The sequence below is a fragment of the Pseudomonas sp. H26/SER47-MNA-CIBAN-0231 genome (assembly GCF_040310465.1).
GTDB classification, from domain to species: Bacteria; Pseudomonadota; Gammaproteobacteria; order Pseudomonadales; family Pseudomonadaceae; genus Aquipseudomonas; species Aquipseudomonas atacamensis.
In genome coordinates this window covers 135232-149417 of record NZ_JBEOPW010000001.1, presented here as the reverse complement: position 1 = coordinate 149417, position 14186 = coordinate 135232, and the positions used below count along the sequence as shown (strand labels likewise).

Annotated in this window: 15 protein-coding genes; 7 read left to right on the top strand and 8 right to left on the bottom strand. The window is 60.5% G+C overall.

All coding sequences use genetic code 11. The annotated features are described in order from the left end of the window. Positions 1 to 51 precede the first annotated feature (51 nt). Positions 52 to 465, bottom strand: a complete 414-nt coding sequence (locus AAEZ10_RS00670; protein WP_071171792.1) for a response regulator — start codon at positions 463 to 465, stop codon at positions 52 to 54. Between the two features lie 198 nt (positions 466 to 663). Here AAEZ10_RS00670 and AAEZ10_RS00665 point away from each other — a divergent pair, with 198 nt between their 5' ends. Beyond that, entirely contained in the window at positions 664 to 1605 is a 942-nt protein-coding gene (locus AAEZ10_RS00665) for a class I SAM-dependent methyltransferase (protein ID WP_350566968.1), read from the top strand. 37 nt (positions 1606 to 1642) lie between these two features. Here AAEZ10_RS00665 and AAEZ10_RS00660 read toward each other — a convergent pair whose 3' ends face one another. Next, complete coding sequence (locus AAEZ10_RS00660; RefSeq protein ID WP_350566965.1) at positions 1643 to 2422, bottom strand: helix-turn-helix transcriptional regulator; 780 nt, start codon at positions 2420 to 2422, stop codon at positions 1643 to 1645. 111 nt (positions 2423 to 2533) lie between these two features. Here AAEZ10_RS00660 and AAEZ10_RS00655 point away from each other — a divergent pair, with 111 nt between their 5' ends. Further along, on the top strand, positions 2534 to 3637 hold the full coding sequence (locus AAEZ10_RS00655) for a polyamine ABC transporter substrate-binding protein (RefSeq protein WP_110645520.1): 1104 nt from the start codon (positions 2534 to 2536) through the stop codon (positions 3635 to 3637). Between the two features lie 72 nt (positions 3638 to 3709). Then, positions 3710 to 4834: a DmpA family aminopeptidase gene (locus AAEZ10_RS00650; protein ID WP_350566962.1), complete on the top strand. Its 1125-nt coding sequence runs from the start codon at positions 3710 to 3712 to the stop codon at positions 4832 to 4834. A gap of 57 nt (positions 4835 to 4891) precedes the next feature. Here the strand turns inward: AAEZ10_RS00650 and AAEZ10_RS00645 are convergent, their stop codons facing one another. From AAEZ10_RS00645 to AAEZ10_RS00635, 3 genes are all read right to left on the bottom strand, one after another. Continuing rightward, complete coding sequence (locus AAEZ10_RS00645; protein WP_110645518.1) at positions 4892 to 5578, bottom strand: GNAT family N-acetyltransferase; 687 nt, start codon at positions 5576 to 5578, stop codon at positions 4892 to 4894. Positions 5579 to 5665: 87 nt separating this feature from the next. Continuing rightward, entirely contained in the window at positions 5666 to 6223 is a 558-nt protein-coding gene (locus AAEZ10_RS00640; RefSeq protein WP_073471273.1) for a YceI family protein, read from the bottom strand. A gap of 74 nt (positions 6224 to 6297) precedes the next feature. Then, the gene (locus AAEZ10_RS00635; RefSeq protein WP_350566958.1) at positions 6298 to 7656 is read right to left on the bottom strand and encodes an MATE family efflux transporter; all 1359 of its coding nucleotides are present in this window, start codon (positions 7654 to 7656) and stop codon (positions 6298 to 6300) included. Between the two features lie 199 nt (positions 7657 to 7855). Between AAEZ10_RS00635 and AAEZ10_RS00630 the strand changes: the two genes are divergently transcribed. Both AAEZ10_RS00630 and AAEZ10_RS00625 read left to right on the top strand, forming a co-directional pair. After that, a complete protein-coding gene (locus AAEZ10_RS00630) occupies positions 7856 to 8425 on the top strand; it encodes a chorismate mutase (protein WP_350566955.1) in 570 nt (189 codons plus the stop codon). A 124-nt stretch (positions 8426 to 8549) separates the two neighbouring features. Then, positions 8550 to 8990 (top strand): phage infection protein, encoded by a 441-nt coding sequence (locus AAEZ10_RS00625; RefSeq protein ID WP_323167565.1) that lies wholly within the window; start codon positions 8550 to 8552, stop codon positions 8988 to 8990. Positions 8991 to 9064: 74 nt separating this feature from the next. On the opposite strand, the gene AAEZ10_RS00620 is transcribed toward AAEZ10_RS00625, so the two are convergent. Then, positions 9065 to 9400 carry a hypothetical protein gene (locus tag AAEZ10_RS00620; RefSeq protein WP_024013386.1) on the bottom strand — a complete coding sequence of 112 codons (336 nt, stop codon included), beginning with the start codon at positions 9398 to 9400 and terminating at the stop codon, positions 9065 to 9067. A gap of 177 nt (positions 9401 to 9577) precedes the next feature. Here AAEZ10_RS00620 and AAEZ10_RS00615 point away from each other — a divergent pair, with 177 nt between their 5' ends. Further along, positions 9578 to 11233: a sensor domain-containing diguanylate cyclase gene (locus tag AAEZ10_RS00615; protein ID WP_350566951.1), complete on the top strand. Its 1656-nt coding sequence runs from the start codon at positions 9578 to 9580 to the stop codon at positions 11231 to 11233. 214 nt (positions 11234 to 11447) lie between these two features. Here the strand turns inward: AAEZ10_RS00615 and AAEZ10_RS00610 are convergent, their stop codons facing one another. Together AAEZ10_RS00610 and AAEZ10_RS00605 are read right to left on the bottom strand one after the other, a co-directional pair. Then, positions 11448 to 11828 carry a c-type cytochrome gene (locus AAEZ10_RS00610; protein ID WP_350566948.1) on the bottom strand — a complete coding sequence of 127 codons (381 nt, stop codon included), beginning with the start codon at positions 11826 to 11828 and terminating at the stop codon, positions 11448 to 11450. A 40-nt stretch (positions 11829 to 11868) separates the two neighbouring features. Beyond that, the gene (locus AAEZ10_RS00605; RefSeq protein ID WP_350566945.1) at positions 11869 to 13200 is read right to left on the bottom strand and encodes an aminotransferase-like domain-containing protein; all 1332 of its coding nucleotides are present in this window, start codon (positions 13198 to 13200) and stop codon (positions 11869 to 11871) included. Between the two features lie 89 nt (positions 13201 to 13289). Between AAEZ10_RS00605 and AAEZ10_RS00600 the strand changes: the two genes are divergently transcribed. Next, positions 13290 to 14183, top strand: coding sequence for a DMT family transporter (locus tag AAEZ10_RS00600; RefSeq protein WP_350566942.1), 894 nt, complete (start codon positions 13290 to 13292; stop codon positions 14181 to 14183). Positions 14184 to 14186 lie beyond the last annotated feature (3 nt).

Here is a 14186-nt window from a genome sequence, read left to right as displayed (position 1 = left end):
CAAATCCTCTGACAGTTGGCCGGGCAGCCTGGCCCGGCAATGTAGCACTTGTCAGTGCAACTGCGGCGCCTTGGATTTGAACGCGCTTTCCACACAGTCGAGCAACTGTCCGATCGCCCACGGCTTCTTGATGAACGCCACCGAATGCTTGACCCCGGAGGTCTCAGGCGTTTCATAGCCGGACATGACCATCACCGGTTTCTCCGGCCAGCGGTCGCCGAACAGATTGGCCAGGTCGGCGCCGTTAAGCGTGCCGGGCATGGTGATGTCGGTCAGCAGCAGCGCAACGTCCGCCGCGTGCTTTTCCAGATACAGCGACGCAGCGTCGGCGCTGGTTTTCGGTTCGACCTTGAACCCTTCCTCCTGGAGAATTTCGCAAAGAAACTCCAGAATCAACGGATCGTCCTCGACAATCAGAATCAACCCGCCAGGAAGGTGCGCGCTCGACGTAGGTGTAGGGCACATGAACAGCACTCCCCCGAATTACATTTTTGATAAGCGGTTTTGAATCCGCTGCTTATCAGGTATGAGCAGCGCGCCCTGTAGAAATTCATTTTTGATACAGAGGATTTCGCCAAGGTGTTGTTTTTCGAAGCGCAGCGCCCATCGAATCCCCTCATTTGTGGTTAAAATGCCGGCCCTTTGACTGGCCGATCCTGATCCATGACCCCTGAAGCGCTCGCGACCCTCCACGCTCATTTGCTGCCCGCACTGGCAACGGCGCCCAGCGAAACCCGCCGTTTTTTTCACGGCCGCGGGCGCTGCTGGCCGGGGCTGGAGCAGCTGACCGTGGACTGGTTGCAGGGCGTGGTACTGGTGTCGCTTTTCAAGGAACCGGCGCCTGAGCAACTGCAGGATCTGCGGGATTTACTGCTGCAACTCGCTGCATCGGCCGAATGGCAGCAATCCGGCGCGCACACTTTGCTGATCCAGCACCGTTATCTGCCGCAAAGCACGGCCGAATGGCTGATCGGTGAGGAAATCGAAGAAATGACCATTGTCGAGGGTGGCTTGCAGTACCGCGTTGACCTGGGGCGCAAGCAGAACGCCGGGCTGTTTCTCGATATGCGTTACGGCCGCAACTGGGTGCGCGAACAGGCGGCGGGCAAGCGGGTGTTGAACCTGTTCGCCTACACCTGCGGCTTTTCCGTGGCGGCAATCGAGGGTGGCGCCAGCCATGTGGTCAACCTCGATATGTCCCGCGCCGCGCTGAGCCGAGGTCGCGACAATCACCGCCTGAACGGCCACGACCTGAGCAAGGTCAGCTTTCTCGGCCACGACCTGTTCAAATCCTGGGGCAAAGTGATCAACAGCGGCCCGTACGATCTGGTGATCATCGACCCGCCATCGTTTCAGAAAGGCAGCTTTTTGCTGACCAAGGATTATCAACGGGTGTTGCGCCGCTTGCCGGAACTGCTGACCGCGCAAGGCACGGTGCTGGCGTGCATGAACGACCCGTCGTTCGGTTCCGACTTTCTCATTGATGGCGTGACCCAGGAAGCGCCGAGCCTGCGCTTCGAGCATCGGCTGGACAACCCGCCAGAGTTTCCCGATATCGATCCAGAGAGCGGCCTGAAAGCCCTGGTCTTCCAGCGCATCAGCTGAAACACCAAGGCTCGCTCCCACACAAGTTCTGTGTGGATCAAAAAACCGTCGGCCGCAGCACCAGTGCAAACAACTCACCATGCCCGGTGACATTGAGCTTGTGATAGAGATTGCGCCGATGCACCTTCACGGTCTCCGGCGAAATCCTCATCTGCTGGGCCATCGCCTTGCTGGAAAAGCCCTGCAGGATCAGGCGCGCCGTGTCGATCTCGCGCGCGGTCAGCCGGGCATCGAAACGGTCCAGCAACGTCGCCAGATCACCCACCACCGCTTCAGCCACCGGCCCTTGCGGCGGCAGCAACTGCATGTGGCGACGCATCGCCGCCAATACCCAGTCACGAACGCACAAGAGCCGGCCCTGCTCGGCCATGCCAAACGCGGTCGAGCGGCCCAGGGACAAGCCGAGTACCGCGCCTTCGACGTTGATCAGAAACTGTAATTCATCCTCGCCCACCACGGCACGAAAGTAGCTCTGGTAATACTCGCTGTGCAGAAACTGATCCGGCGCAACGGACGCCAGGCTGTGCAGGCCGTCGCTGATCCCGCTGACGGCGGCTTGATAAAACGGATCGAGCAGGTACATGCCGGCGGTATAACCGGCCAGCTCCTGCTGATCGTCCACGTAGCCCTTGCTGTCGAAGTCGATCAGCAAACGCGGCGGCTGGCCGGCCTGCATCAGGGCGACGAGGGCATTGTCCAGCGGCACCAGCAGGCGCAGGGTGTCGACCAGCGCGCGCCAGAAACCGTCCTGCCCGAGCTGGGTAAATACCCGCGCCAGACCCTGATGCACCGGCAACTCCTGCAACAACGCGTCCACGCACTACCCCTTTCGAGTAACCCATGATGGGAATGGGGCTGGTGTGACCGGCCCGTTAGCCTGACCACTCCAGTTCATCACCGGCCTGCGACAGGCCAGGAGTGCCGCATCATGCGTCGTCACCGTGGATCTATCAACCCGGGCCTGCTGGCCTGTTTTTGTCTCTCCTCGGCCGCCATGGCAGCCGACGTGCCGAGCGTGCACGTCTACAACTGGTACGACTACATCGGGCCGAACACCCTGCATGATTTCCAGCGCGACAGCGGCATCCGGCCGGTGTACGACACCTTCGACAGCGCCGAAGTGCTCGAAGGCAAACTGATGACCAGCCGCAGCGGCTACGACGTTGTCGTGGCGAGCAACTTCAGCCTGCCGACCCTGATCAAGGCCGGCGCCCTCGCCCCATTGCCTCGCGATCAACTGCCAGGCTGGCAAAACCTCGACCCCGATCTGCTGAAAAAACTCGCGGTCAACGATCCGGGCAATCAGTACGCCGTGCCTTACCTGTGGGGTACCAACGGCATCGGCTACAACGTCGAAAAAGTCCGCGCCGTGTTGGGTGACAAAGCGCCGGTGGATTCCTGGGAGTTGCTGTTCAACGAAGCCAATCTGGCCAAACTGGGCGAGTGCGGCGTGGCGATGCTCGATTCGCCGTCGGAAATGCTGCCGGTCGCCCTGCATTATCTGGGCTTGCCGCCCAACAGCACCAACCCCGAAGACTACAAAAAAGCCGAAGCACTGCTGCTCAAGCTGCGCCCGCACATCGCCTACTTCAACTCCTCGAAGTTCATCAGCGATCTGTCCAACGGCAATATCTGCGTGGCGGTTGGCTGGTCCGGGGCGATGCTCGAAGCCAAGACCAACGCCGAACAGGCCAATAACGGCGTAAAGATCGCCTACAGCCTGCCCAAGGAAGGCGCGCCGGTGTGGTTCGACACTCTGGTGCTGCTCAAGGACGCCCCCAATCGCGCCCAAGGCCTGGCGTTTATCGATTACCTGCTGCGACCGGAAGTGATCGCACCGGTCAGTGATCACCTGTCGTACCCGAATGGCAATCGCGCCGCGACAACGCTGGTGGCAGCAACCACTCGCGACAACCCGGCGGTGTACCCGTCCCCTGCCGCCATGGCCACGCTTTACACCCTCGAACCCTTGCCCAAAGCCGCCGAACGCGTGCGTACGCGGGTGTGGAGCAAGGTCAAGAACGGCCAGTAACCGCGCAAGAAATCTGCCTGCCTCATCCGAGCGGTAAGCCGCCCGACCTTTTCAATGAAGAGACTGAATCTTATGAATCCGCGTGCCCGTGATCTCGATATCCTGATTGGCCAGATGCAACCCGGCCCGCTCAACGCCATTACCGATGTGCCGGGGGTGCGCGTCGGTCACAGCAATGTACGTGGTCGCAGCAGCAGCGGCCGTGACATCTGCACCGGCGTCACGCTGATCGAGCCGCGCCCCGGCTCGACCAGCCAGCAACCGTGCTTTGCCGGCGTGCATGTACTCAATGGCAACGGTGATGCGACCGGGCTGGAATGGATTCGCGAGGCCGGTCTGCTGACCAGTCCGATTGCCTTTACCAACACCCACAGCCTCGGTGTGGTGCGTGATGCGCTGATAGTGCTGGACCGAGAGCAGCAGCCGGATGACGGGCGGCTTTACTGGAATATGCCGGTGGTGCTGGAGACCTTTGATGGACTGCTCAATGACATCAACGGCTTTCACGTCAAACCCGAGCATGTCGCCGAGGCGCTGAACGGCGCCGTGGATGGGCCGGTAGGCGAAGGTGCGGTGGGTGGTGGCAGCGGCATGATCTGCCACGAATTCAAGGGTGGCATCGGCACCGCATCGCGCCGTTTGAGTGCTGCCCAGGGAGGCTGGACCGTCGGCGCGATCGTGCAAGCCAACCACGGCATTCGCAGTGAATTACGCGTCGATGGTTACCCGGTCGGGCGCTATATGGAACAGAAGGACTCACCGTTCCTGCGAGCAGCGCTGCCGCACCCGGGCATGGGCTCGATCGTCGTCTGCCTGGCGACCGATGCGCCGCTGCTGCCCCATCAATGCACGCGTCTGGCACAGCGTGCCAGCCTGGGCCTGGCGCGTACCGGCGGCGGTAACGAAGACCACAGCGGCGACATCTTCATTGCCTTCGCCACCGGCAATGATCACGTCCCGCCTGCCGCTTACGAGGCTAAACGCGCAGCCACCTGCGACGGTTTGCGCATGGTCAACAACGACCACATCAGCGAGCTGTTTCTGGCCGCGACCGAAGCCGTTGAAGAAGCGATCATCAATGCCCTGCTCGCCAGCAACAGCAGCGAGGGCAACGGTCATTCGGTGCCGGGCCTGGATGCTCAGACGCTTCTGGCGGCGCTGAAAAAATCCGGTTGGCCGGGATCGCGCCCGGCATGAAGCGGCATTGTGCAGGGACGACTGGCGGTACTTGAGTCGTCCATTGCACGCTCCCGGTCAATGCAGAGTCAGGCGCTGGCGGACAAATTCTTCTACGTGGCGGCTGGTCTGGTCGAGATGGCGATCGCGTTGTTTTTCCGCATCGAGCATCGCGCGCTTGCCGTTCTTCTGCAGCAGATAGGTGTGAATCTGCTGCACTTCCAGCGAGCGATAGATCGGCGTGGTGTCGATGAACCCGCGCAGGCCGTTGCTGCGGTAATGCCGCGTGCTCATCAGCACCTGGGTTTCGCGCTGGCCGATCACTTCAAAACCCAGTGCCTCGAAATACGGCACCTTGCCAATGCTGCAGGCCAGTTCCGCATGCGGATAGCGCCCGACCATGTCCGCGAGCATCGCCCGCGCCACACCCTGACGCCGATGGCCTTCACGCACCGCCATGTACGCGACGCTGCACGCCTCCCAATCGCCCTGCACCGGCAGACAGATGAGAAATCCGATGACTTGCTCCGGGTTTTCATCGTTAGTGGCCACCAGCAATTCCACCTCGGTGCCCTTCTGGCCGTTCAACGCCTCAAGGTAGAGATGCACCTCATAACCCACCGCGTACTGATAAACGTTGTACAGCAGATTGCTCGGGCCGAGGCCGACCGCACTGATGTCGGTCAGGTAATCGACGACCATTTGCAGGATCTGGCTGTTGACGCTTTCCGGGCATGGGGAGGTGTAGTGGGTGATGCGTGGCATGGGCAAACTCCGGCGATAAAAAACGTTGCCGATGATCAGAGCCGTCGACGAACCGCGACATCATACCGTGCCGGATCTATTGAACCGTCACTGTTGTGGCGCCACCACCCTGAATTTGATGTTGATGTCCCTCGACACCACGCTGTCAGCCCACTCCCCCGCGCCGAGGCCGAACTCCTCTCGATTGAGCACCAGCTCACCGTCGAAGATGCCGATGGCGTTGTCCGGTTTCAACTCCACCGGCACCTCGACCTCGCGAGTGATGCCCTTGAGCGTGAGCTGACCGGCGACTTGGTAACGATGCTCGTCCACTTGAGTAAAACGGCTGGACTTGAACACCGCGAGCGGGAATTTCCCGGTGTCGAACCACGCCGGTTTCACCAGTTCGGTATTGGCGTCTTCACTGCCGGCATCGATGCTGGCGAGATCGATATGCAGCGTGGTCTGGGCTTTGCCGAGGTCGTCGGTATCGAAGTCCAGCGTCGCCTCGAACTTGCCGAAGGTGCCGTACATTCGCGAGCCCATCTGCTGATAGGTGAAGCTGATCTGGCTGGCGCTGGTGTTGACCCGGTTATATTCAGCCGCCTGCGCACCGACCATGACGCACGATGTAAACGCGGCAACCAGCAGCAATCGCAACGTCATGACATTCTCCGGGCGGCGTGTGTCGTCGAGGGCCTTGGTTGACTTAAGCAAACAACCCGTTGTTATGCCAGCGCCTATATCAACCGCTCAATCTTCTGATGCTTCCACACCAATTTGTAATACAGGGTCTGCAAAATCAGCATCCCCAAATAGGCAACCGGAAACGCCATCCACACACCCTGCAAACCGAACTGCCCGTCGAGCCAGTAAGCCGTCGGCAACTGCACGCCGACCACACAGATAATCGAAATGACCACCGGCACCAGGACTGTGCCGCTGGCACGCATGATCCCGCCGATGATGGCCTGGAAGCCGAACACCAACAGGCTCCAGAGCATGATGTGCAGCAGATGCTCGGCCATCGCCCGGGTCGAGTCCTCGGTCAGGAACAGGCCCAGCAACCAGTGCGATAACAGATAACCCAGCACAATCAGGCCACCGGTCAGGCACACATTGATCAACAGCCCGGTGCGCAGGATCGGCCCCATGCGTTGCAGATGCCCGGCGCCGATTGCCTGGGCACCGAGAATCGACGCGGTGATCGCAATCGACAGCGCCGGAAACTGCACATAGTTGACGATCTGCGTTACTGCGCCATACGCCGCCGTCGCTTGCGAGCCGTGCTGATTGACCAGTGCCAGGATCACCAGCTCCGATAACGACAGGACGATCATCTGTACCCCGGTGGGCAGGCCGATGCGCAGGACCTTGCCGAGAATCACCCGATCCAGTCGCAATGCGGCAAAGAACTCTCGATCCGGCGCCAGCGGATGGCCCTTGCGGATCAGCCGCCAGGCCAGCCACACCATTGCCGACAGATTCCCCGCCAGCCCGGCATACGCCGCGCTCTGAATGCCCAATGGCGGCAAACCCAGCCAGCCGCGAATCAACGCTGGCGTCAGCGCCAGCCCCACGGCGGTGGAGACGATCAGCGCGAGCAGCGGCGACAGCGTATCGCTGACCCCACGCAGCAATTGGGTGAAAAGCACGAATACCAGTAGCGATGGCAAAATCCACAACATGACGCGGGCATAGTCCACCGCGTCATCGAGTACATCCGCCGGCGTGCCTAACCCCGTCAGTGCCTGGCGCGCAAACACCGTGCCCAGCACCGCCGCGACCAAACCGATCAACACACCCAGCAGCAGCGTCGCTCCGGCAATCGCCTTGACCATGTGCGTTTCGCGCGCGCCCCACGCCTGGCCGATCAACACGCCTGCGCCAGCGCCGAGGCCGATGACCAGGGCGATGAAAAAGAACACGACAGGAAACATGCCGGATACGGCCGCAAGCGCTTGGGTGCCGAGCATCTGACCGATGTAGATGCTGTTGACCGTCCCGGACATCGATTGCAGGAAGTTCGACAGCACCATCGGCGCGAGAAACAGCAGATAGGTTTGCCAGAGCGGTTTGGCGAAGGTGGCGCTATGCATTGAATGGAGGTCCATCTCGACGGCGGCAGGCCTGATTGACGATAGCTTCGGTGAGTTGCGTGCAGCGTGCAATCAACATTTCCAGACGGTGTTGATTGTCTGTTTTGCATTTGTGTAAATGCCGCGCATCGCTTTGTGTCAGTGTTGCGGCTGTGGTAAATCAGCGACTCTGTCGACACGTACTATTGAGGCTCGGTTCATGCGTAACGTTGCAAATTTTCTGCTTGGCTCCCTCCTCGCTCTGTCGGCCGCCTACACTCAGGCAGCCGCACCCGCAGCGGCGCCTGCTTCGTTAAAACCGCTACTGGCCACTTTGAATGAACGCCTGAGCATCGGTGATCTGGTTGCGTTGACCAAATGGGACAGCGGCAAGCCTATTCAGGACAGCCCGCGCGAGGCGCAGGTCATCGCCAATGCCCGAACTCTGGCCACCGAACACAAACTCGATCCGGACGACATCGCGCAACTGATCGCCGCACAGATGGAAGCGAACAAACTGGTGCAATACGGTCTGCTCGCGCAATGGCAAGCGGCAGGTGCTGCACCGGACACACCGCGTCCGGATCTGGGCAAACAGATCCGCCCGCGCCTGGATGAACTGCAAAAGCGCTTGTTGCAGCAGTACGCCGCCTTCGCGCCCTATCGTCAGGATCCGAATTGCCCGGCATGGCTGGCCGATGTCCGCGGCACTCTGGCCGCCGATGCGCTGCACGACCTGGCGCTGATTCGTGCCAGCGGCGAGTTGTGCATCCGGGCGAAAGCGCTCTGAATCAACGCTCCTGGCAAACATCATCGGCGTCGATGTTCACCATCACGTCAATGAAGTTCTCATAAAAACTGCGCGGCGTAACATCGGCTCCAGACAAACAAACAACTTTCTGGAGCACACGATCATGAAACGCCAAACCCTTCTCGGCATCGCTTTCTCGGTTTTCGCAGTTAACGCTTTTGCAGTAACGCCTGCTCACACCCTGGTCGCTGAAGGCGGCTCGGACAAGCTGATCGAAAGCCGTCTGGCTGAAGGCGGTTCGGATCGTCTGATCGAACGCCGTGTTGCCGAAGGCGGTTCGGATCGTCTGATCGAACGCCGTGTTGCCGAAGGTGGTTCGGATCGTCTGATCGAGCGCCGCGTTGCTGAAGGTGGCTCTGATCGTCTGATCGAGCGCCGCGTTGCTGAAGGTGGTTCGGATCGTCTGATCGAGCGCCGCGTTGCTGAAGGTGGTTCGGATCGTCTGATCGAACGCCGCGTCGCTGAAGGTGGCTCTGATCGTCTGATCGAACGCCGCGTTGCCGAAGGTGGTTCGGATCGTCTGATCGAACGCCGCGTTGCATGAATCTACTGCATGACCGCAACACCCATGAAAAAGCCCGGCCTGATCAGCCGGGCTTTTTTGCATTCAGCCGTCGCTTATTGCGCGGTTTTCAGCTTGACCACGTCACCGGAGATGGTGGTGGTGTAGCCGGTCAGAACCCAGGCCCAGAACCAGTTTTCCTGAACCTGTGTGTTGATCATTGCATCGCCGCCCTTGGCTTGGATGGCCGCGTTTTGCGCGCGCACAAATCGGCTGTTCTGGCGGATAGGGATGATGCCAAACAGCAGCAGGCCGGTGGCCGATGCTTCGCTGTGGCCAACCACGGTGTATTGGTTGCTGTCGTAATGGGCGGTTTTCATCGGGGCGCCGGTGCAACCTGCCAGAACCACACCGAACAGTGCGGCGGCGACTACTTTGCTGAGGTATTTCACAGTAAAACTCCATGGGGAAACGCCCGGGATCCGTCTCTCGGGCGGCGCGCATTCTAAACAAAATGATGGCTCATTGGCATCAATCTTCTTTGTATTTACTTGAACCCGTTCGCTGGCCCGCCGTCGGCGATGTCGCATACCATGGCGCCACTTCAATAAAGACAGACACCCGCCTCCATGTTCAAAGCCAGTCTGCGTAGCCATCTCACCCTGTGGTTCGGCGGTTTGTCCCTGCTGACGTTATTGAGCGTCGGCTTTTATGTCGGTCATATCGCCACCGAACAAATGAAACAGGCCAGCGGCAACGCCTTGCTGAACACGGCGCGCTCGGCGGCGACGTTGTTGGGTGAGCAACTGCGCGAGCGGCAACTGGAGGTCTATCTGCTCAGTCGCGCGCCGCATCTGGAGCGTGGCGATCTGGACAACCCAGCCATCCTCAAGTCGATGCAGTTGCGCACCCAGGCGCGCGCCGAATATGCGTGGATGGGCGTCACCGACGCCGAGGGTAATGTGCGCCAGGCGGTCAATGATCTGCTGGTCGGTCAATCGGTGCAGAAACGCCCGTGGTTCCAGATCGGCCTACACCGGCAATACACCGGCGATCCCCACGAAGCAGTGTTGCTGGCCAAGTTGTTGCCGGGCCTGCCCAATGGCGAGCCGCTGCGCTTCATCGATTTCGCCGCGCCAATCCACAATGCCGAAGGACAGGTGATTGGCGTGCTGGGCGCACATGCACACTGGAGTTGGGTAACGCGCATCGTCGAGTCGGCAGCGTTTTCCCACAAGAACTCGGCGCCGGATATCCAGGCGCTGATTGTCGATCACGATGGCAAGGTGCTCTACCCCGAAGCGCTGATGGGCCAGCAGCTGGCGACCAACGATCCGGTATTGTCGGGCTGGACGGCGGCCAACGGTTACCTGACCAGCATGGTCACCGTGCCGACGCCATCGGGCACGGCGCTATCATGGTCGATCGCCATTCGCCAGCCATTGGAGACTGCGCTGCAACCGGCGCGAACGCTGCAATATGAACTGTTGATACTCGGCGTTTTCGCCGCCATCGTTTTCGGTCTCGTGGCTTATTACTTGGCGCTGTACCTGAGCCGCCCAATCGAACAACTCGCGCACTCGGCCAAACAGGTGCAGAACAACCAGTCCGGCGCGCAGTTCCAGCTCCAGCATCCGGTACTGGAAATCGCCCAGCTCGGCCAGTCCATCGACGCAATGACGCAATCACTGCTCGGCAAGGAACGCGAACTGCAAGAAGCCAACGCCTCGCTGGAAGCCACCGTGGCGCAACGCACCGCCGCACTCACCGAGGCCAACGCCGAACTGCTGAGTCTGGCCACACATGACGGCTTGACCGGCGCTTACAACCGTCGCCGTTTTGAAGAAAAAATCACTGAGTATTCGCTGCTGTCCCGACGCACCGGACGCCCGTTTGCCCTGCTGCTGATCGATGCCGACCACTTCAAACGCATCAATGACAGCCACGGCCACGCGGTCGGTGACGAGGTCCTGCAACAACTGGCGACCTTGATCCAGAACAGCGTACGCAGCACCGATTTCGTCGCCCGCTACGGCGGCGAAGAGTTCGCCGTACTGCTGCCGGAAGTCGCGCAACCTGACACCCCGGAAGTCGTCGCCGAAAAGATTCGCACGGCAGTCGCCGAAGCGCAGTTTCCGGGCGTCGGCAACGTCACGGTGAGTATTGGCCTTGGCCTGGCAGATCCGGCAGACAACAACCACACGGCCCTGATCAAACGCGCCGATCAGCAGCTGTATCAGGCGAAAGCTGCGGGGCGCAATCAGGTTGCGTTCCATGCCCACTGACACCGGCGTATATCAACCAGAGACAGGCCGGCTCACCGCCCCCATCGCTGGCAAGCCAGCTCCCACAGGGATTGGGTAAATGCGGAAATATGGGTCGGCTGGAGAACCGCTTTCGCGAGCAGGCTCGCTCCCACAGAAAAGCAAAAAAGGTGACCCGCCGTAAGGGCGGAACCCTAAGCAGCCGTTACCGCAGCAATGGATATGTACTCCGCTCCTACCTTGATTCAGGGCTGAACTTTTGCAGATAAGCCAACAAATTATTCAACTTCTCCTCATCACTCAGCCCCCAGAAAATCATCCGCGTCCCCGACACCACCCCTTTCGGATCCTCGAGATAAGCCTTCAACGTCGCCCGATCCCAGGTAATCCCCGAGTTTTTCATCGCATCGGAATAAACATAATTGGCCGAAGTCCCCGCAGCCCGGCCAATGACGCCGTTGAGCTGCGGACCAAACCCCGAACGAGCCGACTCGCCAACCTGATGGCAACCGCCGCACAGACGCGGAAAGATTTTCGCCCCGGCCTCAGGATCGCCCTCAGCCTGTGCGCTGGTGCTGAAGATCAAGGCGAAAAGCAGTGCTGTGGTGAATTTCATTGAACAGTCCAAACCTCGCTTTGCATGGCGTGGGCGCAGTTTACAGATAAGCGCCGACAATCGTTCTGACGGTGATCAACGCCTGACGCAACACGTGCATGTCCACCGAGCCGAGCGCCAGACGAATCGCATGGGGCGTATTGGCCGACAGCGAAAACGGCTCGGCGCTGGTGACCGAAATCTGCTGGTGCATCAACTCGACCACGATCTGATCGGCACGCACATCTTCGGGCAACGGCAACCACAGAAAATACGAGGCCGGATGAGCAATGTAGCGCAGCCCTTTCAGCACCTCGGCCGCCAACGTCTGCCGGGCCATGGCATCACCACGCTTCTGCTCCTCAAGCACGGTGACGGTGCCGTCGTCGAGCCAACCGCACGCAATGGCGGTCATCACCCCGGGCGTGTTCCATGTCGTCGCGCGAATGATTCGCTCCAGTGCGGACACTTGAGGAAGCGGCGCGGCAATGAAGCCGACCCGCAAACCGGTGGCGATGTTTTTCGACAGGCCCGATACGTAAAACGTCCGTTCCGGTGCCAGTTCAATCAACGGACATGGCGGGTTTTCCACCAGAAACGCGTAGGCAGCATCTTCGATAAGTGTCAGATCATAGCGGCGGGCAATCGCCACCAATCGTTCGCGCTGTTCCAGTGGCATGACCCAGCCCAGCGGATTGTGCAGCGTCGGCATGCTGTATACGGCGCGCACCGCACGCTGGCGACAGAGTCTGTCCAGTGCCGGCAAATCCGGGCCGTGCTCCGTCATCGGGATCGCCAGCACCTCCAGATGCAGCGCGTCGGCCAGCACCTTGAATCCCGAATAGGTCAGCGCATCGGCGGCGATCACATCGCCGGGTTTGAGCAGGGCCATCAGCGTCACCGCCAAACCTTGCTGAGCGCCATTGACGATCAGCACCTGGTCGGCTTCAACGGTCACGCCGCGTGTCGACAAATGTCGCGCCACCGAGGCGCGTTCGTGGGCACGTCCGGCGTGGGGTTGATAACGCAACAACGCTTCCAGATCACCGGACAACGCCAGTTGCCGCAACGCCGTGCGCAACAGTTCAGCCTGACCTGGCAACGAGGGATAGTTGAAATTCAGGTCGATCATGCCGACCGCCACGTCTTTCTGATCGATGCCCTGCCCCGGCGCCAGCGACGTTTCCCGAACAAACGTGCCGCGCCCGGCTTCGCCACTGACCAGGCCCATCGCTTCGAGCTCCGCATAAACCCGTGAAGCGGTAACCAGCGCCAGACCTTCCTGGCTCGCCAGCTGCCGATGCGTTGGCAGTCGCGTGCCCGGCGCCAATCGTCCGCCACGAATGTCTGCCGCATAGCGGTCAACCAGAGTCTTGTAACGGGAACGCGGCATGTCGGCTGTATCCATGACAATTTTTTGATTGTGCTGATTCTCCGCCCTAGGATCACGGCGACACAAGCCACTTTTTGAGCGCGACCCACATGCACACAACATCGACTGCGGCCAATCCGGCACTGGAAAAAACCAGTGGCTGGATCAACGGTTTTATCGGCGTGCTGATTTTCAGCGGTTCGCTGCCGGCCACACGTTTGGCGGTGCTGGAATTCGATCCGGTGTTTCTGACCGTGGTGCGAGCAGCGATCGCCGGCGCACTGGCCGTCGGACTTCTGCTGTTGTTCAAGCAACCGCGACCGTCGCGCCATCAGTGGCTGTCGCTGTTGATTGTGGCGCTGGGCGTGGTGTTGGGTTTTCCGCTGCTGACCGCGTTGGCATTGCAGCACGTAACGTCAGCGCATTCGATCGTGTTTGTAGGATTGCTGCCGCTGGCCACGGCGATGTTTGGTGTCTTGCGTGGCGGTGAGCGGCCACGGCCGGTGTTCTGGATCTTTTCGGTGCTGGGCAGCGCATTGGTGGTGGGCTTTGCCCTGTCCCAAGGCTTGAGCGCCTCGCCCACCGGCGATCTGCTGATGCTCGCGGCGATCCTGGCCTGCGGCCTCGGTTACGCCGAAGGCGCGAAACTGTCGCGCAGCCTCGGCGGCTGGCAGGTGATCTGCTGGGCGCTGGTGTTGTCGTTACCGCTGATGGCAGTGCTGAGCCTGTGGCTGGCGCCCGGCTCGTTCGCCGACATCAGCTTGCCTGCGTGGATGTGCCTGGGCTACGTGTCGCTGTTCAGCATGCTGATCGGCTTCGTGTTCTGGTATCGCGGTCTGGCCCAGGGCGGAATCGCAGCGGTCGGGCAGTTGCAGTTGCTGCAGCCGTTTTTTGGTCTGGCACTGGCGGCGACGTTGCTGCATGAGCAGGTCAGTGTCGGCATGCTCGGCGTCACGCTGGGGGTGATTCTTTGCGTGGCCGGAGCGAAGAAATTCGCCAGGTAATGT